At 57.7% G+C, this 23,294-nt stretch carries 19 protein-coding genes and 1 pseudogene; 18 read left to right on the forward strand and 2 right to left on the reverse strand.

Annotation, left to right across the window (positions count from 1 at the left end; translation table 11 throughout):
* The 14 genes from ACFFP0_RS18965 (at position 1) to ACFFP0_RS19030 (ending at position 17,891) form a co-directional block, all read left to right on the forward strand.
* Positions 1-804 (forward strand): phosphocholine cytidylyltransferase family protein, encoded by an 804-nt coding sequence (locus ACFFP0_RS18965; protein ID WP_377263713.1) that lies wholly within the window; start codon positions 1-3, stop codon positions 802-804.
* Positions 805-838: 34 nt separating this feature from the next.
* Positions 839-1,795 carry an NAD(P)-dependent oxidoreductase gene (locus tag ACFFP0_RS18970; RefSeq protein ID WP_377263715.1) on the forward strand — a complete coding sequence of 319 codons (957 nt, stop codon included), beginning with the start codon at positions 839-841 and terminating at the stop codon, positions 1,793-1,795.
* Positions 1,796-1,805: 10 nt separating this feature from the next.
* Positions 1,806-3,008 (forward strand): CDP-alcohol phosphatidyltransferase family protein, encoded by a 1,203-nt coding sequence (locus ACFFP0_RS18975; protein ID WP_377263716.1) that lies wholly within the window; start codon positions 1,806-1,808, stop codon positions 3,006-3,008.
* A gap of 70 nt (positions 3,009-3,078) precedes the next feature.
* A complete protein-coding gene (locus ACFFP0_RS18980) occupies positions 3,079-3,555 on the forward strand; it encodes a ParB N-terminal domain-containing protein (RefSeq protein WP_377263717.1) in 477 nt (158 codons plus the stop codon).
* A gap of 47 nt (positions 3,556-3,602) precedes the next feature.
* Positions 3,603-4,595, forward strand: a complete 993-nt coding sequence (locus ACFFP0_RS18985) for an ornithine cyclodeaminase (RefSeq protein WP_377263719.1) — start codon at positions 3,603-3,605, stop codon at positions 4,593-4,595.
* Positions 4,586-5,920: a type III PLP-dependent enzyme domain-containing protein gene (locus ACFFP0_RS18990; protein ID WP_377263720.1), complete on the forward strand. Its 1,335-nt coding sequence runs from the start codon at positions 4,586-4,588 to the stop codon at positions 5,918-5,920. The genes ACFFP0_RS18985 and ACFFP0_RS18990 overlap by 10 nt, the downstream gene beginning before the upstream one ends.
* On the forward strand, positions 5,917-7,002 hold the full coding sequence (locus ACFFP0_RS18995; RefSeq protein WP_377263722.1) for a PLP-dependent cysteine synthase family protein: 1,086 nt from the start codon (positions 5,917-5,919) through the stop codon (positions 7,000-7,002). The genes ACFFP0_RS18990 and ACFFP0_RS18995 overlap by 4 nt, the downstream gene beginning before the upstream one ends.
* Positions 7,003-7,160: 158 nt before the next feature.
* Complete coding sequence (locus ACFFP0_RS19000) at positions 7,161-8,117, forward strand: sugar phosphate isomerase/epimerase family protein (protein WP_377263724.1); 957 nt, start codon at positions 7,161-7,163, stop codon at positions 8,115-8,117.
* 128 nt (positions 8,118-8,245) lie between these two features.
* On the forward strand, positions 8,246-9,088 hold the full coding sequence (locus tag ACFFP0_RS19005; protein WP_377263725.1) for a MurR/RpiR family transcriptional regulator: 843 nt from the start codon (positions 8,246-8,248) through the stop codon (positions 9,086-9,088).
* A 274-nt stretch (positions 9,089-9,362) separates the two neighbouring features.
* Entirely contained in the window at positions 9,363-10,925 is a 1,563-nt protein-coding gene (locus tag ACFFP0_RS19010; protein ID WP_377263727.1) for an ABC transporter substrate-binding protein, read from the forward strand.
* 10 nt (positions 10,926-10,935) lie between these two features.
* Positions 10,936-11,895, forward strand: coding sequence for an ABC transporter permease (locus ACFFP0_RS19015; protein WP_377263729.1), 960 nt, complete (start codon positions 10,936-10,938; stop codon positions 11,893-11,895).
* Complete coding sequence (locus tag ACFFP0_RS19020) at positions 11,892-12,749, forward strand: ABC transporter permease (protein WP_377263731.1); 858 nt, start codon at positions 11,892-11,894, stop codon at positions 12,747-12,749. The genes ACFFP0_RS19015 and ACFFP0_RS19020 overlap by 4 nt, the downstream gene beginning before the upstream one ends.
* Positions 12,750-14,204 carry an ABC transporter ATP-binding protein gene (locus ACFFP0_RS19025; protein WP_377263733.1) on the forward strand — a complete coding sequence of 485 codons (1,455 nt, stop codon included), beginning with the start codon at positions 12,750-12,752 and terminating at the stop codon, positions 14,202-14,204.
* An 81-nt stretch (positions 14,205-14,285) separates the two neighbouring features.
* Positions 14,286-17,891 (forward strand): ABC transporter ATP-binding protein/permease, encoded by a 3,606-nt coding sequence (locus ACFFP0_RS19030; protein WP_377263735.1) that lies wholly within the window; start codon positions 14,286-14,288, stop codon positions 17,889-17,891.
* A 227-nt stretch (positions 17,892-18,118) separates the two neighbouring features.
* On the opposite strand, the gene ACFFP0_RS19035 is transcribed toward ACFFP0_RS19030, so the two are convergent.
* Positions 18,119-19,162 carry a phage exclusion protein Lit family protein gene (locus ACFFP0_RS19035; protein ID WP_377263736.1) on the reverse strand — a complete coding sequence of 348 codons (1,044 nt, stop codon included), beginning with the start codon at positions 19,160-19,162 and terminating at the stop codon, positions 18,119-18,121.
* 240 nt (positions 19,163-19,402) lie between these two features.
* Here ACFFP0_RS19035 and ACFFP0_RS19040 point away from each other — a divergent pair, with 240 nt between their 5' ends.
* The 4 genes from ACFFP0_RS19040 (at position 19,403) to ACFFP0_RS19055 (ending at position 22,996) form a co-directional block, all read left to right on the forward strand.
* Positions 19,403-20,866, forward strand: a complete 1,464-nt coding sequence (locus ACFFP0_RS19040) for a hypothetical protein (RefSeq protein ID WP_377263738.1) — start codon at positions 19,403-19,405, stop codon at positions 20,864-20,866.
* A gap of 421 nt (positions 20,867-21,287) precedes the next feature.
* Positions 21,288-22,169: a hypothetical protein gene (locus ACFFP0_RS19045; RefSeq protein WP_377263740.1), complete on the forward strand. Its 882-nt coding sequence runs from the start codon at positions 21,288-21,290 to the stop codon at positions 22,167-22,169.
* 123 nt (positions 22,170-22,292) lie between these two features.
* Positions 22,293-22,628: a hypothetical protein gene (locus ACFFP0_RS19050; RefSeq protein ID WP_377263742.1), complete on the forward strand. Its 336-nt coding sequence runs from the start codon at positions 22,293-22,295 to the stop codon at positions 22,626-22,628.
* An 11-nt stretch (positions 22,629-22,639) separates the two neighbouring features.
* On the forward strand, positions 22,640-22,996 hold the full coding sequence (locus ACFFP0_RS19055) for a helix-turn-helix domain-containing protein (protein ID WP_377263744.1): 357 nt from the start codon (positions 22,640-22,642) through the stop codon (positions 22,994-22,996).
* A 192-nt stretch (positions 22,997-23,188) separates the two neighbouring features.
* Here ACFFP0_RS19055 and ACFFP0_RS19060 read toward each other — a convergent pair.
* Positions 23,189-23,294: pseudogene (locus ACFFP0_RS19060) on the reverse strand (IS5/IS1182 family transposase); the annotation flags it as partial.

Genomic DNA, 23,294 nt, shown 5'->3' on the forward strand with positions numbered 1-23,294 from the left:
ATGACCAACTATCATCCGAAGAAAGCCGTCATCCTCGCAGCAGGTTTTGGCTCGCGGCTGCGTCCTCTGACCGACCTTCGACCCAAGCCGCTGGTTGAGGTCAACGGAACGCCAATTCTCCATAACGCCCTGCGAAATCTCGAGGCGATCGGGGTCGAGGAAGTCACCATCGTTGTCGGTTATCGCAAGGACGCGATACAATATGCCTGCGGTTCACGTTTCGGCAAACTTGAGATCAACTACATCGAGTCGGCCGTATTCGATAAAACAGGGAGCGCCTATTCGCTCTGGCTGGCAAGAGAGGCGCTTCTTCAAGGCGATTGCTATCTGCTGGAAGGCGATGTCTTTTTCGAGGTGAACGCCCTCCGTTATCTGGCGATAAACGACGTGGCGAACACATCCGCTGTCGCTCCATTTGATGTCTCAATGGAAGGATCGGCAGTCGTGCTCACGGGTGAGGGTTACATCGCCGAGGTCCGGATGAAGCAGACCGCTGCAAATCTTACCGATGGGTCTCCGCCTCTGTTCAAGACCATGAACCTGATGCGCTTGGGTTCTACGGATCTCAGGAGCAGGATCGTGCCCTTCCTCGACGAGATGATCGGGACCGGCGCCGTGAAGGCCTATACGGAGGAGCTGTTTGCCAATCTCATCGAGCGGCGCGGATTGCGTATGGCGGCGGCGCGTTGCGACGACCTTCGATGGTACGAGATCGATAGCGCCGACGATCTTCGGATCGCGGAAAGGATCTTCGCAGCACCGGTCCAGCGCTTCAGCGACGGAGCCGAGGCGCGCAGCGCCTAGACAAGGAATTGTTTTCACTGGCGAGGTGTACTCGATGAAAATCCTGCTTCTAGGCCATTATCATCGCTCCATGATTGAGGAACTCGCGGCCCGCCATGAGGTGGCACAGGTCAAGGACGGAGATTTTTCAGAATATCTCCACGATACGGACATCGTAGTGCTACGCAGCCATGTCGCGCTCAAGTCCGCCGATATCGACCGAGCAACGAAGTTGAGCCTCATCATCAAGGCAGGCTCAGGCTTCGACAACATCGACATGGACGCCGCCCGCGCCCGTGGCATCGAGGTCCACGCCGCTCCTGCCGCGTCCAGCTCTGTGGCGGATCACGCTGTCGCACTGCTGCTGTGTGCGTGGCGACGCCTGCCTCTATTCACGTCCGAGCTTCGAGTCGGTAACTGGGCGATCAAATACGCGGAGCTGGCACGGGATATCGAAGGCCAGAGGCTGGGTATTCTCGGCTTCGGTCAAATTGGCCGCATCATGGCCAAACGAAGCGCGGCCCTGGGGTTTGACATTTCTGTTTTTGACCGCTCGCCGATGAAGCGGGAAAAACAGGAGGCGGCTGAACAGACGGGCGCGTCCTTCACCAATCTGGAGGGTGTGCTCAGCGGCTGCTCCGCTCTCTCGATCCATCTCCCCCTCACTCCGGAAACAGAAGGAATGATCGGCAAGGCCGAGTTCGACCTTATGCCCGATGGCGTCGTGCTCGTGAACACTGGCAGAGCCGGCATCTTCGATAGATCAGCGCTTTTGGCTGCGCTGCGGTCGGGCAAGATTGCGAGCGCCGGGCTGGATGTCTTTCACTCAGAGCCGATGGATCCGGCGGACGAACTCCTCAACCTTCCGAACGTAATTTGCACACCACATGTTGGCGCACAGACCTATGAAGCAATGGAAAAAATTGGCGCCGCGGTTGCCGGTCGCATCGAGAGGCACGTCGCAGCTCAGCCAGACGCAATCAAAAAACGCAAATCGCTAATTGCCGGTTAGGTGGCCCAAAATGCTATCCGCTATCTACGCGATTGACCTTGAAAATGTCTCTGATCCGGCATTGATTTCGGATTATTTCTTTGGACGAGCTTACGGATCTTCCTGCTTCGCGCGAAATCTGCAGATTTTGCAGCGGTCTTTCCTGGCAGTTACCGTCGCCATCGTCGGGACAGACAATCTGGCGCCGGAGACATGGGAGAAACTGCGGCTGCTCGCCGAACGGCAAAAATTCTCACTTCTTTCCGGCGCACGGCAAGAACTCCCCCGCGCAGACGAGCAATCACTCATTGTAATTTATCAATCGGGGCTTGCGCTTCTGACGAGACTCACGCCGCCGGAAATGGCTGACATGGAAGCTGCGGGTAGCGCCGAAAGCGACAATGGGTCGAACAAGAGGAGTTTGCTGCAGGCGATCAGGGCGGCTTGCCAGACTCAAGATGCGCAGATTTTGCTTTGCCAGGCATTTTCCATAAATGGAGCGCAGGGCGTTCCCTTCATTCTCTATCGCAGGCAGGAAGCGATCAATGTCGCGCCTATGGCGCCAGACTTGCTACGGGGTGTCAAGCGCTACCTGGAAGTCCGCGCCTCCCAGCGGTCCATGGATGGGCCAGTATCTCGCCTGATCGTTCGGCATCTTTGCCATCTCGCCTCCAAACCGCTCGCAGCGGCTGGCGTACATCCCAACTACGTCACACTCGCCGGCGCCTTTTTCGCGTTCCTGGCCGTCTTACTGTTTCTGGACGGCCGCAACTTGCCGCTCGCGATTGGTGGCATTTGTTGGCTCATCGGCGGTATCCTCGACGAAGCCGATGGCGAGGTGGCGAGGCTCCAGGGGAAAGAATCGACTTTCGGCTCCTGGCTTGATCTGACGCTGGACCGTTTTTTTGATGCCGCGATGTTACTGGCGCTTGCCTGGCCGTTGACGTCCTCCGAACAACACGGAGAGGGATATCTGATCATCACGCTTTGTGCCCTGGTGGCCGTCTCGGCCAGCAGCTACACCGGCCTGCTCTACGACAGCTGGATGCGATCGAAAGATCGACATGCCTATTTCCGGCTGGGGCGGGACGTCAGAATATTGATCATCACACTCTCGGCGCTGTTCGGCTTTCGGATGCTTCCCATTGTGCTCTGCGGTGTTTTCGCGGCCACGGAAATCTGCCGGCGGTTCTGGGTGTGCTGGCGCATCGAGCGGAGCAGCCGCGCCATCTAAGTTCGAGATCTGCCACCTGGTCAGATGCCGACATGTGCCGTGCGAGCGAAGCTGTGGAAAGGAGCCCACAATGGCCCTTGTATATTGCCTTTTTGACCCTCTCGCGCTCTGGCCGACCGAAGAGGTGGATCGGTCGAGAGTAGAAGAACTTGAAGCCAAGATACTTTCTGACGGTCGGTGGACCGAGCCGATAACAGCGCACAAGGACGCCCATTTCGTTATGGATGGGCACCATCGGCTCACCGTCGCAAAACGGCTCAATCTCGCGTTCTTGCCTGTTGTCTTTCTCGGATACGAAGACGTGCGGGTCACGGCATGGCGGGATGGCGAGACGATTACGCCGGAAGACATCTTTGCGATGGCGCGAAGTGGACGCCTCTTCCCGTTCAAAACCACGCGGCACATCTTCGACGCTCCGCTATCTCCTTGCGATCTTCCGCTTGAACGGCTCGGCCACGGGCGGCGAACCGTCGATGTGCCGTCCTCCCCCACATTTCAAACCGCTGCGCGCCGTCCCCGGCCTAGCAGCGCGACTGGAACCGGTTGAAATGAAATGGGCGTCCCGCCCTCAGATGATCTGAAGAGGAACACCAGATGACCAGATCCTATCTCCAAACGCCCGCGCTCCATGTCTTAAGCCGCACGGAACTCGCCGACATCGACCTCGAGCCATCGGAAGTCATCCAGATAGTTGAGGAGGCGTATCTATCCTACGCGAATGGCAATTCCGGTTGCCCCACGAAGCTGATGTTGCCCCTCCCGAACGAACGGGATTCCCTTTCCTATTCCATGCTCGGTTACGATGGCGGCACGGAAATGCTGGCGTTCAAGACATCCTACCGGCAGGGCAACACCAATTATGAGAAATATTATCCGACGATCAGCCTCTATGACGACACAAGCGGCATGCCATTTGCCTTCATGGACTGCCTCAAGGTTGGCGGCTATCGCACGCCAGCGTCAACAGCCATCATCGCCAGGTATTGCGCCAAGGACGAGGCCCGATCAGCTCTGATGATCGGAAGCGGCCGCTCGGGCGTGAATACGCTGCCCTATCTATTGACAGCAATGCCGCAGCTACAGACTTTGCGCCTGTTCGGTACCCATCCCGAAGGCATTGCCTTGAGCATTTCGACCTTCAAGAAATACTTCCCAGACCGCGAGGTCGAATTAGTGGACGATGTGCCTCAGGCCGTTGCAGCATCGGACATCGTCGTGGCAGCCTCTGGGCGCGCTGCCCATCCGAGAGTGCAGACCCGGTGGCTCAGCCCGGGCGGGCTATTGATTTCGGTAGCTAGCAAGGGCGTCGAGGACGGCGCCCTCGGGGAAGCCGATTACAAGATCGCGACCAACAAAAGTCAGATGTTCGAAAAACATCGGAGGCTTGCCGGCCAGGACGGCGTCCTCGACGTCGACGCTGAACTGCCAGAGATCATCGCCGGTCGGAAATCAGGGCGGGGCAGCCAGCAAGACAAGGTCTTTGCCTTCAACAGCGGCATGGTCATCACCGACATTCCCATCGCCCATGCCTTCGCCACGAGAGCCATCGCAGCAGGCCGCGGAAGGAGGATTGAATTGTGGAGCTAGCAGCTTCTTCCCTGCGCGCCATTGAGCGCGACTGGGCAATCGCGGTTCGCCGGGATACCGCGTTCCTGGAGCAGATCGTCCGTGCTGTTCAGGGTCCCTTTCATCTCGTTCATCCGGAAAGTTTCGCTGACAATCTCTCGGAATTTCAGGAGGTGTTGAGAAGGCATGATGTGCAGGGCCATGTCTATTTCGGCAAAAAGGCCAACAAGTCGGGGGCCTGGTTGCCGGAAATTGCGAAACTTGACGGGCGCGTTGATGTCGCCAGTATTCCTGAATTCGTTCATGCTCTCGCCAACGGCATAAGAGGTGAGAGCATCGGCGTTACAGGTGCGGCAAAGAGCGACGAGCTTTTATGGCTGGCATCCCGACATCATGCCACCGTCGCCATCGACGCACTGGACGAACTCGAGCGGGCGATCGCGATCGCGGGGCAATCCACTGGTCTGTACATCTTGCTGAGGGTGCTTCCGCCTACAGCGCCGGACAGCCGCTTCGGGCTGAACGACAGAGACTTCGACATTGCTCTCACGAGATGCGCGGAAGCGAAACCGCACATTGTCATGGAGGGATTGTCCTTTCACCTCGACGGCTATGCGGTGAAACCTCGCGCAGAGCTGGCACTTGCGCTGATTCCAAAATTGCTCAAGGCGCGGGCGATGGGCCTGAAGGCGTCGGCGATCTCAATCGGCGGTGGATTTGCCTGCAGCTTCGTATCCGAGAAGGATTGGAAAGCATTCAAGGAGACGTGCCATCCGGGGCAGTTCCATGCCAACAAGACATTTTCCCATTTTTACCCGTTTTACCAGTCCCCCACCGGCGCGGGAATGCTGGACGCTATCCTCGATAGCCCGGCCGAGGGGGGAAACCTTGCGGCCGAGCTGCGGAACCATGAAATCCGGCTTTTCCTTGAACCAGGCCGTGCGCTTCTCGATGGCGCAGGCATGACGGTATTCCCTGTGCAAGGGTACAAACAGAACCAGGATTACGGCATCGTCACCGTCGCGGGCCTCAGCATGAGCATGTCAGCTCAATGGGTGAACAGCGAGTTTCTTCCCACACCGATGCTGGTTCAGTTGGGTCCGGAGCGTCCGCAAGAGCTCACGCGAGCGGCGATCGGGGGATCCAGTTGTATGGAGTACGATGTTCTGACGTGGCGCAAAGTACCCTTTGAGGCGCGGCCGCGCTATGGCGATCTTATCATCTATCCCAATACGGCCGGCTACCAGATGGACAAGAACGAAAGCTCATTTCACCAGCTTGCCCTTCCTCCCAAGATCGTCGTTTCCGAGCAGGACAATCGTTTCGTTTGGAGGATAGAGCAATGACCCTGCAGGATATGCACTCGCCGATGAACATCGCCACCGCGGGATCTCAGCTGATCGGTAATACGCCCCTGTTCGAACTCGCGAGGACAGGGTCAGGCAGCCGACTCTTGCTGAAGATGGAACAACTCAATCCGACGGGATCCTGCAAGGTGCGCATGGCGCGAGAGATGATTCTCGCCGCCGAGCGAGACGGTCGCCTGAAACCCGGCGGGCGGATTGTCGAGTCGAGCTCGGGAAATACGGGGACCGGACTCGCATTCGTCGCCATCGAGCGTGGTTACAAGTTCATCGCGGTCGTCGACAATAACGCCGCGCGAGCAAAACTGAGCGCCATGAGGGCTCTGGGCGCTGAGCTGCGGTTCGTCGGCGGTCAAAGAAGCGATACGGCCAGCACGATCGAACGTATGCGGGTCGCCGGCGAGATCGCCGATACCGAAGGTGCTTTCTGGCCGGATCAGCACCACAACCCCAACAACAATCTCGGATATGCCGGCCTTGCGAAGGAGTTGCTCCGCGATGTCGGCGTTGATCTCAAGTACCTGGTTGGGGCTGTCGGAACGGGCGGAACGCTTTGCGGAACCGTCAAGGAGCTGCGCCGTCTCGGCTCAAAAGTCGTCAGTATCGGTGTGGAGCCCGCGGGCTCGATAATCTTCGGCGGTTCGCCCCACCAACATTGGCAAACCGGAGCCGGTGCACCAGCCGGATTTTGCGTCGGGCCGAACGTCGATCATTCGCTGATTGATGAGGAGCTGACCGTTGCTGACATTGATGCGTTCGCGACAGCGCGCATCGTCGCACGGAGGACCGGCTTCCTGGTCGGGGGGACAGCTGGAATGGCGATTTATGTCGCGCTGAGACGTTTACCTCTGCTGGAACCGGACAGCACCATTGTCGTCCTTGTTTGCGATGCAGGAGAGAAATATCTCGACACGATCTACAATGATGACTGGCTCAATGAACGACAGTTGCTCAACGCGTCGGCCTATCGACGGATTGAACGAATGTTCGACGCCTATCGGGAGTCTGTCCGGATCGCATCGCCGGCTTGCAAGCCGAGCCGGACATCACGTCTGGCCAGCTGAGCGGTAATGCCGCTGGCGAGCTCCGCGCCGAGACGGGCGGCAGAAGATGACCGGTATATCTGCAAAGCCTGCGACGATAATCAACGGTACGTCTGGCGCGTCGTCGATCAAAGGGCGTTCGGAGCGAGAGCGTCCACCACCAAGAGGGAGTGATAGCAATGGACACATGCATTACCGTCTGGCAATGGCCCGACGATGAGCGCTGGTACGACGAAGGCATCAAGCGATCCCTACGGCTGATATCCGAAGCGGGTTTCACCCATATCAACTGGAATCCCGATTCCGGAAATTCTTACATGCTCAGCGACGCCGAGATTGCCTTCACCGCTGAAATGGTCCGCGCATCGGGACTCAAGGTGAAATCCGTTCACGGCACCAACGGCCGGAATCCGATCAGTGAAGTTCAATGGCGGAAGGACCGGCGTTTAGGCAGGGAAACGCGAAGGGACATCCTGTCCCCTCACGAATGGCAGCGGCAAAGCGGGGTTGAACTGGTCAGGAACCGGGTTGATCTGGCAGCGGCTTTCGGCTCGCCTGACATCGTGATGCATATCGACATCACCGATGACGTCTTCCGCTCAACGGACGCCGAGGAGGTTTTTTTCACCCCGCTTTGGGCCTCCCTGGAAGAACTTCAACCATATTGCCTGAAGAAGGGCGTCAAAATCGCGGCTGAAACGCTGTTCTGCGCATCATCCGAGAGCTTTCTCCTGCTTTACGACAGGCTCTTCGACCGTTTTCCGGAAGAATTCATCGGGCTCTGCCTGGATACCGGACATTGGGAAATGATTGATCCGGGAGCATGCACCGTGCTTGAACAGTTCGGAGACCGCCTTATCACGACGCATATCAACGACAATTTAGGCGCGACCGACGATCATCTGCTGCCGTTCGACGGCCGCATCGACTGGGAGACCGTGACCCGTTTGATTGCCGGAACACGATATGAACCGCCGCTAAACCTCGAAACACATATAGACCGCTACAGCATGCCAGAAGCGGCTTTTTATCGGCGGGCCCACAAAGTTGCCATTCGCCTCGAAAAATTGATCGCGGCCTATCGAATGAACGATTTCAACGCCGAGCGCCCGGAACAAGTCCATAGCGTTGCATGACGAAAGCCTTGCGAATTGATGGCGGTCGCGGGACGTCGATTGGCCCGCCGCTGGAATTCGTGCTTCATTCGAGCTAGATACGTGGCTCACCCTTACGGGACACCCTGAAACGGACGGTGGAATGTGGCATGCTGGACGTGCGGCAAAGACAAAATCTCAGCGGTGCCGCAAGCCGGCTTCTCAACTATATCGAACGGCACCCCAACGCGGTACTGGTCAGCTCCGCGCTTGATCTCGCTGCCAAGATCGATGCATCCGACGCCACCGTTATTCGATCGATCCAGGCGCTTGGCTTTGATGGCCTCCCTCACCTCAAGACCGTAATCGCAGAAAAGCTGGACGAGGGTACCCGCACACCGGTGGAGAAGGTGGGTGTGACGGTGAGTGAGTTGACGCAGGATCAGAGCCGGTCGCCTCTTCAACTGGTTGTAGAAGCCTATGCGAGGACGCTTGAGAGACTTTCGCGCCAGACACTGGCCGATGAGTTCGAAGCCGCGGCACGGCTGTTGAACGACGCCGGCCGGATCGGGCTTTTTGGCGGTGGGCCGCTGTCCCGACTGGCGCAGCAAACCGCAACGCATCTCGGGCGCATAGGTCGCACGGCCTTTGTCATGGAAGGAACAGGCCACGCCTTTGCGGACGCTCTTCTCGGCCTTCAGCCAGGCGACGCAGTGATTCTCCTCGCCTATGGGAAGGTTCACAAGGAAAGCCTGCTTATCAAGGAAGAACTTCAGCGTGTCGACGGCAAGCTCGTCATTATCACGGACAACCCTGCAGGTCGCCTGGCCAAAGGTGCACAGGCGGTTCTGGAGACACCGCGTACCGAGGTGGGTAATATGACGTTTTACGGCACGATCCTGCTGGCGCTCGAGACCTTGGTCCTGTCCTTGACCCAGCTCGGCCCGGAGCGGGCAATGGAAACAGCCCGTCGCCTTCGAGATTTCCGCGAAGAACTTGATCGCGGCCATTGAGCCCAACCGAGAGGTCCGCCCGTCGTAACCGCTACGTCAAGTCAGGAACACTGTAAGAAGATTTTCGGTCGAAACATTACGGCATCCATCGAGAGCCGTGTTTGCGGGTAATTTAAACTTGATTGTATTTATCATGAATGGTAACAGCTACTACGCTGTGTAGTGGCCAGGTTCCGGCACACGACGCCATTTCACAGGCTGCGACGTGGCGCGGAGGCTGATGGCTTGGTTCGGGCACGTCGTTGTGTCCACTTTAACGCCAGGAGCCCCATCCATGATATCCAGAAGAACCGTTCTGACTGCATTCCTGGCCCTCGGAATCGCAGCAGCAGCCCCGTGGGACCACGCCACATGGGCGCAGGATAAACGTGTCCTCCAGATCGTTTCACCGCGTGAGATCACCAGCCTCGATCTCGGCGATACAAGCTACCATTTTCGACGCCTGCGTGTCGCGGAAACGCTGGTGACGATCGACCCGGAAGGCAAGCTCGCTCCGGAACTTGCCGAGAGCTGGTCGGTCAGCGATGACGGTCTCGCCTGGATTTTCGTCATTCGCAAGGGTGTTCGGTTCCATGACGGGTCCGAGCTGACCCCCGAACTGGTTCGAAACTCAATCGAACTCATGCGCAAGGCCAACACCAATTCCGAGATGGTGTCGAAGTTGCCGATCTCAGGCGTTCGTGTCGACGGTCAGTCCGTAGTCGTCACCCTTGCGCGGCCGAACAGCCTTGTCGCCGACTTTTTCACCGACGGGCCCGCCATCATTCTGGCGCCGTCCTCGTTCGCCGCCGACGGCACGGTCAAACAGATCATTGGCACAGGCCCCTATCGGATCACCAAAGTCGAAAGCAAGACCTCGGTCGATCTCGAGGCGTTTCCGGATTATTGGGGCGAGCAGCCTCACATCGCGAAGGTGCATTTCACTGGCGCCACGTCCCCCGACACGATCGCCAACATGGCGGAGGCCGGACAGGCTGATCTGGTCCTTGGCCTGCCACAGGTCCTGCGTGATCGCGTGGAGGCAACCGGCAGGGTTAGCGTGAAGCAGGTTCAGACTGCGCGCATCAATGGCGTCTTCGTCAATGCCGAGGATGTGCGGTTCGACAGCCCCGCCGAGCGTCGTGCTATCTCTCTGGCCCTTGATCGGAAGGGTATCGCAACGGCATTGTTCAAGAATCCCGCGGCCGCCGCCAATCAGCTCTTTTCTTCCGCTTTCCCTGACTGGTACGATCCCAACCTTCCGCCGAGCGAACGCAATGTCGAAGAGGCCAAGCGGCTTCTCGCCGAGGCCGGCTGGGTTGCGGGCTCCGACGGAATCCTCGAACAGAATGGAACCCGGTTCTCGTTCACGATGATCGTCGGCAAACAGCCCGAAGTGTCTTCTCTGGCTGAGGCGATCCAGGCACAGCTCGCCGATGTCAGCATAGAGGTCAAGCTGGAAAACGGTAATCAGGGACAGGTCATGGAGACGATAGCCAAAGGCAGCTTCGTCTTCGGACTGACGCGGCGAAACTATGGCGCGGTGCCGGATCCCGTAGCCACTCTCGTCCTGGACTATGCCGAAGAAAACGCGGCCTCGTCCGTCTGGAGCGGCGTCAACTACCACAATCCGGAAATGGAAAGCGCCCTCAACACCTATCTTGCCGCCCGGACAAAGGATGAGGTCGCGGCGGCCAGAGACAAGCTTCGGACACTCGTCAACGGCGATCTGCCGGTCATTCCTGTGGTCTGGTACGACTACAACGTCTCGATTTCCGACCGGGTCGATGTCAACAGCGTGCCAGTTGACGCCCTTGAGGTGAGCTTCTGGATCGATCGTGTCAAATGGACTGAGTAGGACCGTTCCGTTGTCCCTTCGTCGCATAATCGGTGCGATTCTCGGCCATGTACTGGCGGCGATAGGGGTGGCCATCGCGGTCGCCACCCTTGCTTTCATCGCCGTGCAGACTGCTCCCGGCGATGTGGCTTACCGCATCGCCGAGGCGCATTTCGGGGAGCGGTTCGGCTGGGGTGCAGTGGAGCAGGCACGCAAAGCGATGGGCTTCGACAAGCCAATCATCGTGCAGTATGGGAAATGGGTCGGCTCGGCACTGACTGGCCAACTCGGCCGTTCCATGATCAGCGGTCGCCAGGTCGTCCCAGAAGTCTGGCGCAGTTTCGAGACGACACTCAGCATAGCGGTGGCTGGTGTCAGCGTGGCGCTCGTTCTCAGCCTGGCGATAGGCTTTGCGGCCGGCATGCGACGGGACAGCGTTATCGATCGGGCGTTTCTTATTCTCTCCGCGGTCCTGTCGTCGGTCCCCTCTTTTCTGCTCGGTATCATCATGATCACGACATTCGCCATCGGTCTGCGATGGCTGCCGGCCGCCGGCAACAATCTGCCGGGCTACGCCATTCTTCCCTCGATCACGCTTGCGATCGCATTGCTGCCGGACCTTTCCCGCGTCGCCCGCAACGCCGTGGTTCGGACAATGCAGGATTTTTATCCGACCTATGGGCGGATCAAGGGACAGAGCTGGCGGCGGGTCATTTTTTTCCATGCACTGCGCCCGACGCTCGTGCCTGTCGTTGCCTATTTCGGACCGCTGATGGCCAGTACAATCGGTGGGCTGGTCGTCATCGATGTCCTGTTTAATCTCGATGGCCTCGGGACTCTGTTAATCGACAGCGTGCTCGCCGCCGATATCCCGATGGCCATGGGTGCGGGGCTCCTGATTGGCATCTCCGTCGTTGTCGTCAACGGCATAGCCGATATCGCCGCGCAATTGCTCGATCCACGGTTGATCGCGCCGGGAGCCCGGTCATGACCATGCCGTCGCCCGAACCGCTCCATGAGAAGCGCCGGTTCCTGCCATCACCGGGCATCGTGATTTTCGGCTTCCTGCCGCTGGGCATCATGCTTTTTCTGGTCCTGTTCGGACCGTTGCTGCTGACGGTCGACCCCAACCGCCAGATCCTCAGTGCTGCCTATGCGCCCCCGTCGGCGGAACATCTGCTCGGCGCAGACAATCTCGGACGTTCGATCGCCGCCCGCGTGGTCGCCGGTGCACGCATCTCGCTGGGGATCGCGGTGGCCGGGGTGATCGCCTCGTTGGCTAGTGGCTTGGCGCTCGGATTCGTCACGGCGTTCCGTGGCGGCTGGGCCCGGCAGGTGATCATGAGGCTCTCCGACGTGATCATCGCATGCCCGAGCCTTCTGTTCGTCATCCTGGTGTCCGGCCTGCTGGGTGGTGGGATCGGCCCGATTCTCTTCGGCCTCTGGATGTCGCAATGGCCGGGCTTTGCCCGCCTGACTGCTGTCATAGCCGGTCGGGAGCTGGCATCCGATCATGTCGAGGCCTCCCGTCTGCTCGGGTTTGGTCCGGGATATATCTTCCGCGTACATGTGCTGCCGGCGATCACACCCTATCTCGCTTCCCTCGGAGCCCTCACCGTTGGAGCCAATGTTTTGACCATCTCCTCGGTCGGCTTTCTTGGCCTCGGTCTCAGACCACCGGACGCCGAATGGGGTGCGATGATCGCGGGAACCATGACCTTCTTTCGCACCTATCCGCACATGGTGCTGGCGCCCGCTGCTGCTATTCTCATCTGCACGCTGTCGGCTACGTTGATCGGCGAGTTTTATAGTGGGCGTCTTCAGGGTATCGAGGAGGCCGTCTGAGTGAACACGCTTGCCGTTGAAAATCTGACGATCGCAACACCACACCGCGTTATTGTCGAGAACGTTTCCCTGACCATAGCTTCGGGTGCGATCCTAGCTGTGCTGGGAGAGACAGGCAGTGGCAAGAGCCTGATCGGCAGCGCTATCATGGGCCTCGTCCCGACAGGCGTTTCGGTATCCGGCCGGATCGTCGTCAACGGCCGCATATATGATGCGCGCGACGCCCATGCGCTTCGGTCGCTCTGGTCGAAGGATATTTTTCTGCTGCCGCAGGAGCCCCTCAACGCACTTGCCCCGCTGCTCAGTGCTGAAGTCCAGGTTGCCGAGCAAATCAAGGCACCTAAGGCTCTGGCCGGCGCTGCCGCGGCGCTTTCCGCTATGCAACTGGATACCGAACATCATCGCAAGCGTCCGTTCGAGCTTTCGGGCGGCATGGCGCAGCGCGTCATGGCGGCGATTGCATCTGTTACCGGCGCCGGTATCGTCATCGCCGACGAACCAACCAAAGGCCTTGATGCCGACCGGCGTGACGTGGTGGCGCAAGTGTTCAAGGCACTGCGCGAAAGCGGCCGTGTAATTCTCCTCATCACCCACGATATCGCGCTCGTGCGTTTGCTTGCCGATCAGATCGCGTTTCTCGACGAACGCACGATTATCGAATCCGGCCCGGCCGATTCGGTCCTGCGCCAGCCGCGAACGGACTATGCGCGCCGCTACATAGCCAGTGATCCATCGACATGGGAACGTCGCCCCTATGCGCGCTCGCATACCCCGAAAGTGATAGAAGCCGATCATCTCCGCATCGGGTTCGGCAACCGGATTCTTGCAGACGATCTGAATTTTCATTGCCATGCCGGACACATCTCGGCGCTCCTGGGCAAGAGCGGCATTGGCAAGACCACGCTCGGCCGGACCCTGCTCGGCCAGGCCACTCCCCTCGGAGGCTCCATCCGCCGGCCGATCGGCAAACAAGGCAGGTTTCTTCAGAAGCTCCATCAGGATCCAACGCGCGTATTCTCGCCCTGGCAGTCCCTTGGGCGCAGCATGGAAGACCTGCGTCGTTTGCCCGATGGCGAGCGTATCCTGAACGAAGTTCCCGGATTGATGCGGCGCTTCGGTCTGCGTCGCGACCTGCTTGCTCGTCGCCCGCACCAGATCAGTGGCGGAGAAGCACAGCGTCTCGCGCTTGTTCGAATACTGGCGACAAAACCTGGAATGCTGATTGCTGACGAGCCTACGTCTCGACTCGACCCACCTGTGCAGGAGCAGGTCATTCGATACCTGCGCAAGGTGGCTGACGAGGACGAACTGGCCATTCTGCTGATTACCCACGACCGCGACTTGGCCACCGCGATCGCAGACCGCCGGATGTTGATGGTGGCCGAAGCGACATCACCTGCGACCCTGCGCGACGTCACGCAAGCGCCCCTCCACAACATCCGCACTGCTACGTAATAGACATTACGCTGCTTATCAGGTATATCTGCATTGTGTAGTTTTTATTACGCTTTGCGTCAGCCTGGTAAGGACATTCCCATGCAATTCGACCCTCAGCTCTGGAAGGCAACCAAAGGCTTCCGATCTCGTATCGCCGCTGCAATCGGACTTGGATTCCTGTCATTGATGCTCGGGATTGCAAGATTTGTAATCCTCGGCTGGCTGATTGCACGCTTGTTTGAAGGCGCCGGCCTCGCCGATCTCGGGATTGCGATGGTGCTCCTGCTGGCAGTGATATTTCTGCGCATGGGGCTTGAATACGGCCGGGCCGTTCTTGCGCACCGAACGGCCGCTCTTATACAGGACCGCGTGCGTCTGAGCCTTTACGATCAGATCGTCAGGCTGGGGCCGGCATGGCTTGCGGAGAGACGAACAGGAACCATTGCGCTTTCGACGATCGACGGCGTCGAGCAGCTTCAGACCTTCTTCGGCCAGTTCCTTCCGCAGTTCGCCATTGCACTGCTCGCCCCCGTTCTCCTCTTCGTTATTCTCTCCTTCTGGGACATTCCTGTCGCGGCGGTCATCTCCGTGTCCGCGATACTGGCCCTCATCCTGCCGGTCGTTCTCAAGAAGATCGGCGAGGAGTCGACGCTGCGACGTGTTCGTTCCTTCAAAGCTTTTGGTGCGGACTTCCTGGATGCCGTTCAGGGGCTGCCGACGCTTAAGGCTTTTGGGCAGAGCGGCGCCTTCGGCGACCGCCTTGCGCTCAAGGCGAACCAACTGGCTGAAAGCACGATGTTCGTGCTTCAGGCCAGCCTGATGAGCAGGGCCCTGACCGACCTTGCCATTGCCGGCGGTGCGGCCGCGGCTATCGCTCTTGGTGCCTGGCGTGTCAGCCACGGCGAGATGAGCATCGAGGCGCTGCTGATCGTCCTGATGGCCGGAACCGAAGTGTTCCGCCCGTTGCGGGATCTGCGTTCGCTGCTCCACCGGGGAATGATGGCAAACGCGGCGGCCATCGGGATCAAGAGCTTGCTGGATGCGACGCCACCACGGCCACCACGCGAAACAGCCTCCAGCCCGGAGCTGGAGCCGTCTATCACTTTCGAAAATGTGCAGTTCAGCTATTCCGACGAACGTGGCGCAGCGCTCAAAGGCATTTCGTTCGATGTGAAAGCAGGCGAACGCGTCGGGATCGTCGGTTACAGTGGTTCCGGAAAATCGACGATCGTCAAATTGCTCCTGCGTTTCTACGATCCCGATTCCGGCACGATCCGCATTGGTGGTCATGACGTCACGACGCTGTCGGCCGACCATATCCGCGATCAGATCGCCGTCGTCCAGCAGGATACCTACCTGTTCTACGGCACGGTCGAAGACAACATCCGTATCGCCCGTCCCGGCGCGACCACGGAGGAGGTAGAGTCAGCCGCGCATGCAGCCAATGCGCACGAATTCATTTCCGGTCTTCCCGAAGGCTATCGCACGGTTATTGGAGAGCGGGGTCTGAGGCTGTCCGGCGGGCAGCGACAGCGTATCGCTATCGCGCGTGCGGTTTTGAGAAACGCTCCAATCCTCATTCTCGACGAAGCCCTGTCGTCGGTCGATGCCGAGAACGAGAGCATCATACAGGCCGCCCTTGACGATCTCGCTCGCCAACGGACGACAATCGTGCTTGCACATCGCCTTTCGAGCGTCATCGATGCCGATCGTATCCTCGTGGTTTCCGATGGCCGTATCGCCGACAGCGGCACGCATGCGGAATTGATAGCCCGCGACGGCCCGTACAGAAGGCTGATGGCCGAGCAGATTGAACTCAGCGAGCGTGATGCCATGCTCGACTTCGCACCTGCTATGGCAACGCGGGAAACGAACGAAGCCGGTGTCGTGCGGAAGTCTGTGGCAACAACTCAGCTGACCGAAGGCGAAAAGATCGCCGCACGTCTCACAGCATTCCAGACACTCGGGATGCTATTCAGCCTGATCGGGCCCTGGCGCCGGCAACTGATCCTGACGGTCACCTCCGGTGTGGGACGCGTCTATGCCCTGATCGGCGTCAGCGCCCTCAGTGCCCTGACGGTCGCGGCCATCAAGACTGGCTCCTTATTTGGATCGTACCTGATCTGGATGGCGGTACTGGTTCCCGTCGCGGCATTCCTGCAATGGAACGAGTCCTGGCGGTCTCACGACATGGCCTACAGATTGCTCGCACAGATGCGGGTCGATCTTTATCGCGTGCTGGACAAACTTGCGCCAGCATATCTGCTCAAGCGCCGATCCGGAGACCTTGTCTCGCTGGGCACGCAGGACGTCGAGACAGTGGAATACTTCTTCGCCCACGTCGTCGCACCGGCAATGGTAGCGCTGCTGGTGCCGACGAGCGTGTTGATCGCGCTCGCAGTCATCGCATGGCCGACTGCCCTCGTCCTTCTGCCCTTCCTCGCCTACGCGGCCCTCGCACCCATTTTCGAACGGCGTAAGGTGGACGAACTCGGCAATCAGGCACGCAAAGACCTGGGTGGTCTCAACGCTTTCGTCGTTGACACGGTCCAGGGCCTGGGCGAGCTCATCGCCTTTCGTTCGATCACGACACGCCGGAAAGCCTTTGAGGAACAAACGGCGGATTATCAGCGCACGAGGCTCGCCCTCAATGCCGATCTTTCGTTCCATGTCGCAAAGCAGGAAATGATCCTAGCGCTCGGTTCTGCGTCCGTCCTAATCACCTCGGCCGTCCTGATTCACACCCATGCATTCGAGCCCTCCTATCTGCCGCTCGTCACCTTGCTGTCATCGGCGGCATTCGTGCCGGTATCGGAGCTTGCCCAGGCCGCAAGACAGCTCGCGGATTCGATCGCGTCGACCCGGCGGGTGCACGCCGTGCACGTCGAACCGGTTCCCGTCACGGACGGGCCGGAGCTGCTGCCGGACACGACCGGTGGATCGACGCTGGAGTTCTCGAACGTCACCTTTTCTTACGACAAAACAGGCCCTTCGGTTCTTGAAGACATCGACTTCAAGGTGCAGGCCGGGGCGAGGATTGCCTTGGTGGGCTCGTCTGGAGCCGGCAAGACGACGATCGCAAATCTCATGCTCCGCTTCTGGGATCCTGAGAAGGGGCGCATCTCGATCGACGGCCACAACGTTCGCGATCTCACGCTCGACAGTCTTCGCGAACACATCGCGCTCGTTTCCCAGGATACGTACCTGTTCAATGCGACGCTCGCTGAAAACATTCGCCTCGCCCGTCCAGACGCAACCGATGACGATCTGAACCTTGCCATTCAGCGGGCTGCGCTCTCGGATTTTGTCGCTTCATTGCCAGCCGGATTGAAGACGCCGGTCGGGGAGCGAGGTGTTCAACTCTCCGGCGGACAGAGACAACGAATATCCATCGCTCGGGCTTTTCTCAAAAATGCTCCGGTGCTTATCCTGGACGAAGCCACGTCCCATCTGGACGCTGCCAGTGAAGCACACGTGCGCAAGGCGCTCGATGAACTGATGATCGACAGGACGACCGTCATCATTGCTCATCGTCTATCGACCATCAGGTCCGCCGACGAAATCCTTGTGATGCGCGACGGTCGAATTGTCGAGAGGGGCAGACATCGCGATCTGATGGATCTGGGTGGCTTCTACGCCGATTTGATAGGTCATCAGGCGGCAGGCGTCGCAAAGAAGAAACCCGCAACCATGGCTGAAGCATAGCTTCCGTCCAGAGGGGCCGGTTGGGACGATCTGTCTCCCCAGCGTCTGGGACGTTCATTCATCCCACTTCCCGACAGATCGATTATCGTCGGAGGCGATAGAGCCAGAGAGGACTGGCTTGAGAAACGATGTTCGGTAATCGATCAAGCAGTAGGCGCCCAAAGTGGAGGCGGTTCCCATTGCAGTTGAAGGGAATCGAACCCGCGACAGCTAACTCATATGATGTTTTAGGGTTGCTCATCGCTGCTATCGGGGGCTGACGTTCCCACGTCTAAGACGTAAGAGAAATGATCAACAGCATCTCGCAAGGTTTCCGGCGCCGAAAATTGATCGAGAAGTGCTTTGCATCGCTCCAAAAAGGTTGGATATTGAGGTTTCAGCCGGACGTTTCTCAGGGTAGTATGAAGTTCAAGCGTCAGCAGAAGCATACAAACGCAGAATGCGTGCAACTTCCGCACATCATCCCACGGGACCGCCCCTTTGAGGTCAACACGCAGTATGGATGCTAGTGCAAACGCGTCGGCCTCAAATTCTTGGGCCATCGCCCGCTCAATTTCTAAATGCGTTGGGTTCGGACCGCACGGTTGATGATTCAAAGCGACGTGCCCAAACTCATGTAAGAGAACGAATACACCCATAACATGCATGACGTGAGCTGGCTTCGCCGCGGATACAATCCGGACCGATCCCATCGTCTGTGTGACAGCGGCTGCTAAAATAGGTGTTGGCGCGGTAATGTTTCCAGCAATGAAGAAGAGCGCGCTGAGCTTTTCCTTTAATGTGGCAAATCGTCGGCCATCGAGATCTTGGTAGACGCCGAAGGCGGCTCGAGCGATGGCGCCAAGGGCAAAAACGAGCCCAAAGGGCACCTTGACAAAGGCCCGGTTCGAACCCGCAAACCGACGGGTTGACGCGTGAAAGTGAAAGTCCGGGATTGTTACGACAGGGGTGGACTCCAGCAGTTCTCGATACTGTGGTGGGCAGAATCGCAGGGCGGGGCGTCGATATGGCAAGATGAACGGATTGTGCAATATAGACTTAATATCAAACAGCTCGAACAACTCAGGAGCCTCAGCCCGAAGACCATCCTTACTTGCGGTTCGAGACAGTTCTAAAAATGCCTTGTCTGATTTGCCTATCTTGCCGGCAATTGCTTTCAGTTCCGCGCGCTCACTGCCACTCAGCTGACTATCGAGCTCCTTCTCGTATCGCCTTGAGCCCCACCGAAGCCAAAGGAGATAAAGCCTTAGTACTAACTTCTTCGGCCACATCGCATGATATCCCTAGTCGAGAGTCATCTTGCTGCTGCGGGTTACTATGAATTTGTAGTCATCAACCGGCAAGCCTATATCACGATGCTGAACGTGTTCACTTTTGCCGGAATGCCACGGACACAGAAAGTAGACTTGTCGAAACTCCCTTTTCCGCGTTAGTTGTAAATCCCGGGCGGGAGATACTTCAAATTGGGAAAGCCTCTATTTATCGGAATTGCCGTTCATAGGCCGCGCACTATGCCAACCCTTCCAGGGGTTTTGGAGGCGATCGATGAGATTTGCGCCTGGGCGACGCAGCGGAATTACGATGTCATCCAGATAGACGACAGGAACGCTCCCGTTACCGTCAATCGTATTCGGGAACACCTGACGCCGATCCTCGAGGACGAACCAGATCCGTCACTTCTGCTGGACCGCGATCGTATAGTGGTCTACTTCTGCGGGCATGGTATTGCGGCATGGCCTGATCAGTACTGGATATTGTCGCCTGGCCCAAACCAATCTCGTGATCGGATAAGTGCGAATGGGCTCCGTGACGTATTGGCCAGTTACGATCCTCTGCAGATTGCTGTCATAAGTGACGCATGTCGATCAGCTGCGGCGCTTTCGGGAACGGGAGACCCAGTACTAGACCGGCTTGAGGGGAGCTCCCGCAACCCGCAAAAAGATATTTTCTATTCCTGCCGAGAAGGAACAAGCTCCTTTGCAATGCCGGCGACAGCTAGCGAGCCGGCATATCTGATTTTCTCGTCCGTTTTGATGAAGGCGCTTTCCGCTCCGGATGGCCTGAATATCGATCCCTTGCTAGCGCAGCTAAACCGACAGGTAGTAACGAGCCAAAGTTTGTCCGACTATCTCGAGAGCAACGTACCTGCGGCAGCCTTGGGAGTTGATCGACAACAGGCACCCCAGTGCGACCCGGGGTTTCGGCCACTTAATCACATCTACGAAGAGTTCAAATCTCCCGACGCTCTTCATGACATTCCGGATGTTGATGATCCAACCTCGAGCGACAGCAGTGGCGATCTTTCTCTTTTTGAGTTCGACCTTGATGACGCTTCTGACTTCAGTGAAGATGCATTCGATCGAGATGGGGATGCCGAGCAACATTCTGGGCGCTCAGTTCTCAACAACATGGTCGCCTACCTCCGAAGGCAATACCGGTTGAAGGAAGAGGATCGCATCTCGCGAGGGCAGGCAAAGCGGTTTGAGCTGTCTCGATCGGAATGGCGCGCGCCATTAGTGAGGCTCGTTGCAGAGCAGCTCAGCGAAGCGAACCCCAACAATCCATCAATTGCGATTCTCGGAAGCAGGCGGCCGAACATTCTCCTTCCAGGTCGCCGGAAGGCTGTAGTCCGCGACCAGTTGAATACGGAGGTCCGTGGCTCGCGGGTTGATTTTTTCAAACTTGAAGACGTGAACCGTCGGTCGAGCGAAACCGCCTGCCTGCGTTACGGCGACCGCTCGCTTAGCCTCATTCCGATCTTTGCTGATATGCACGTGGTGACATCTGTTCAGAATTTAGATGGCGACCAGGGGCTGGAATTCTTAAGCTGGATCCCCGTGTATGGTGACTTCGCTGACGACAAGCTGCTTCATTCCGCAGAGGCACTGAAAGGTCTCTCACACGGATATTTGCGATCCGCTGACGCCAAAAAATTGCCGGACAAATACGGTACGCAAAGCACCTTGACCCAATGATGGGTATCGTTGCTGCCTATCTCTACAATACCGTCGGCGACATCGATAACATCAGGCGCATGGCATACTATTACACGACCCACGGCCAGCCCATTCCGTTCGATATCGCTATGCTCGCGAAACTTGAACTGATCCGCTCAGACCATGGCTTCTCGGTAGAGGTCCCTGCGGTCCCAAGGGCTCTCGAACAGGATCGAGGTGGGCCGAACTTTACGCAAGTCGCAACTCACAAAGCAACCGGGAATGTTGCTGGTCTAGCGCCTATTCTCCGGATGGGATGGCCCTATCTCCGCGAGAGTCGCCACCCATTTCACGAAAGTTGCTGGAGATTCATCGACCATTTGGCGCCGTCGCCGGTGACCACGTTCACGGGTCGCTCCGCCGTTAAATACATCGCCGCTGCCTTCAGAGGAGATTGATCGTGAGACTGGTTTTTATTCATGGGATCAACAATCAATCGTATACGGTCGAAGACATCAAAGAGCGATGGTTTTCAGCCCTGGAAAAGGGCTGGCACGAACAGCAGCTCGCTCCAACAAGGAAGTTCACCGTTGACACCGCTTATTATGCGGACATCCTCGCGCAAGCCAGCGACGGAAAGAAGGCTCCCGTGGAAATGGGCGCCGGCGACGTAAGCTCGGGTTTAGCAATCGAATTTCTTAGGGCCTATGCCGACGACGCCGACGTTACCGAAGAGGAGCTTCAGGCCGCAGCAATTGCCGAGGGCATTCCCCCGGAGGCCGTGGCGCAGGGGGTGCCCCATGAGGGATGGGTGATTGCCTTCGCCAGAGTCTTGGAGAGGCTGCTTCCGACAAAAGGCAAATATGTTGCAAGGCTATTTTTAAGACAGGCAGCGATCTATATTAGCGATCCCGCGTTAGCCGCAAAAATCGAAAACACTGTAACGAAGCAAGTCTTCACCGGAAAGGAAGATCCGACCATTGTGATTGGCCACTCGCTTGGTTCTGTCGTCAGCTACCGGATGCTTGCTGGACAGGAACTTGCCAGCCGATCGTTTCCATTATTTGTGACAGTGGGATCTCCCTTAAGCGTGGACATGTTTCGGCCGATCCTGCCGAAACGCGGCCGGCTTCCGACGCCACCGATTGCGCGCTGGGTTAATGGTCGCAATAAGGAGGATTTTGTGACCATGGGTAAAGCGATCACCAGGAAATCCATCGGGTTCGAGGGGGTCGAAGACGTCACCGATATCATTGATAATGAAGACGACCGTCACGATATCTCTGCTTATCTTCGTAGCCCGATAATTAGCAGGGCAATTTTTGATGCGATTGAGGCTTGATCGTTACCAAACGAATTGAGCTACATCACTTCGTGACACCCTAAGGCTGTGATAAAACGCTTGCATGTCGGATTTTCCGACTTTATAGTCTCTTCATGTCCTAGTTCGCGACGGGAGCTCATTGTGTCGACGACGACCGCTACGCTTGGCAGTGTTACATTCCCTGCATCGTCAATCGAGGCGACATTGCGGGCTGATCTCGTCGACGCAATCAAGAACGAAGCGGGAATGAAGGGGATCGTGCTCCCATCATCGATCGCTGCTATTTCAAGTATGCCCGTTCCGGTAGACTCTCTGGTTGTGGTCTCGATTTTGTGCAACGTCGAACCTGCACTTGGCTTCCTGTTGCCGGACAAAGTCGTAAAGTCCGGCGGATATTCATCAGTCGATGAGGCCATACAGCTGCTGCTGCCGAAAATCGAAGATAGGTGGAAAAAACACAAAGGTATCAAGGTATGAAGAGTTCCGCGATGATTCACGACGATGATGATGTCGAGCGGAGACGTTTAGGTGAGCGACTTCGTGATTCTCGAAAATATCTCGGGTTGAAACAAGAAGAGGTGGCTCAATATCTGAAGATTCCAAGAACCGCTTTGACGGATATTGAGAATGGCCAGCGTAAGGTAGAGGCCATCGAACTGAGTCGTTTGGCGAAACTGTATCGCCAGCCTGTCGGCTATTTCACGGGCGAGGATAAGACCACGTCGGAGCTCCCCGTCGATGTTGCCCATTTGGCAAGGCGCGCTGCAGATCTTTCGACTCAAGATCGTGCCGAGCTTGGAAAATTTGCTGAATATCTGCGGTCGCGATCCCGAGCGAGTAGGTGACATTGAATGGTCGCGCAAAATTATGCAGGGGCAGTGCGAGCGGGCGCAATGGCGGCTGCACGGATCCATCGCGATATGACCCTCAAAGAGACGATCGAAGCACGTGGCGGGAATGTTGATGTGTTCAAAGCGATACATCAACTTGATGTCCCGCTTTTGCTTCGTCCGCTTAAGAGTCCGTCCGAGAATTCATTATGTTCGAGCAATCCTTCGAACGAGCGTCATGATGGATGCGGCGTAGAGGAAGGCTTCGGCTGATTTGATGGTTGCTTCGGGGTCTCTCCAGAGCCGCCGGTTT

Source organism: Neorhizobium puerariae, assembly GCF_042429745.1.
Taxonomy (GTDB): Bacteria; Pseudomonadota; Alphaproteobacteria; order Rhizobiales; family Rhizobiaceae; genus Neorhizobium; species Neorhizobium puerariae.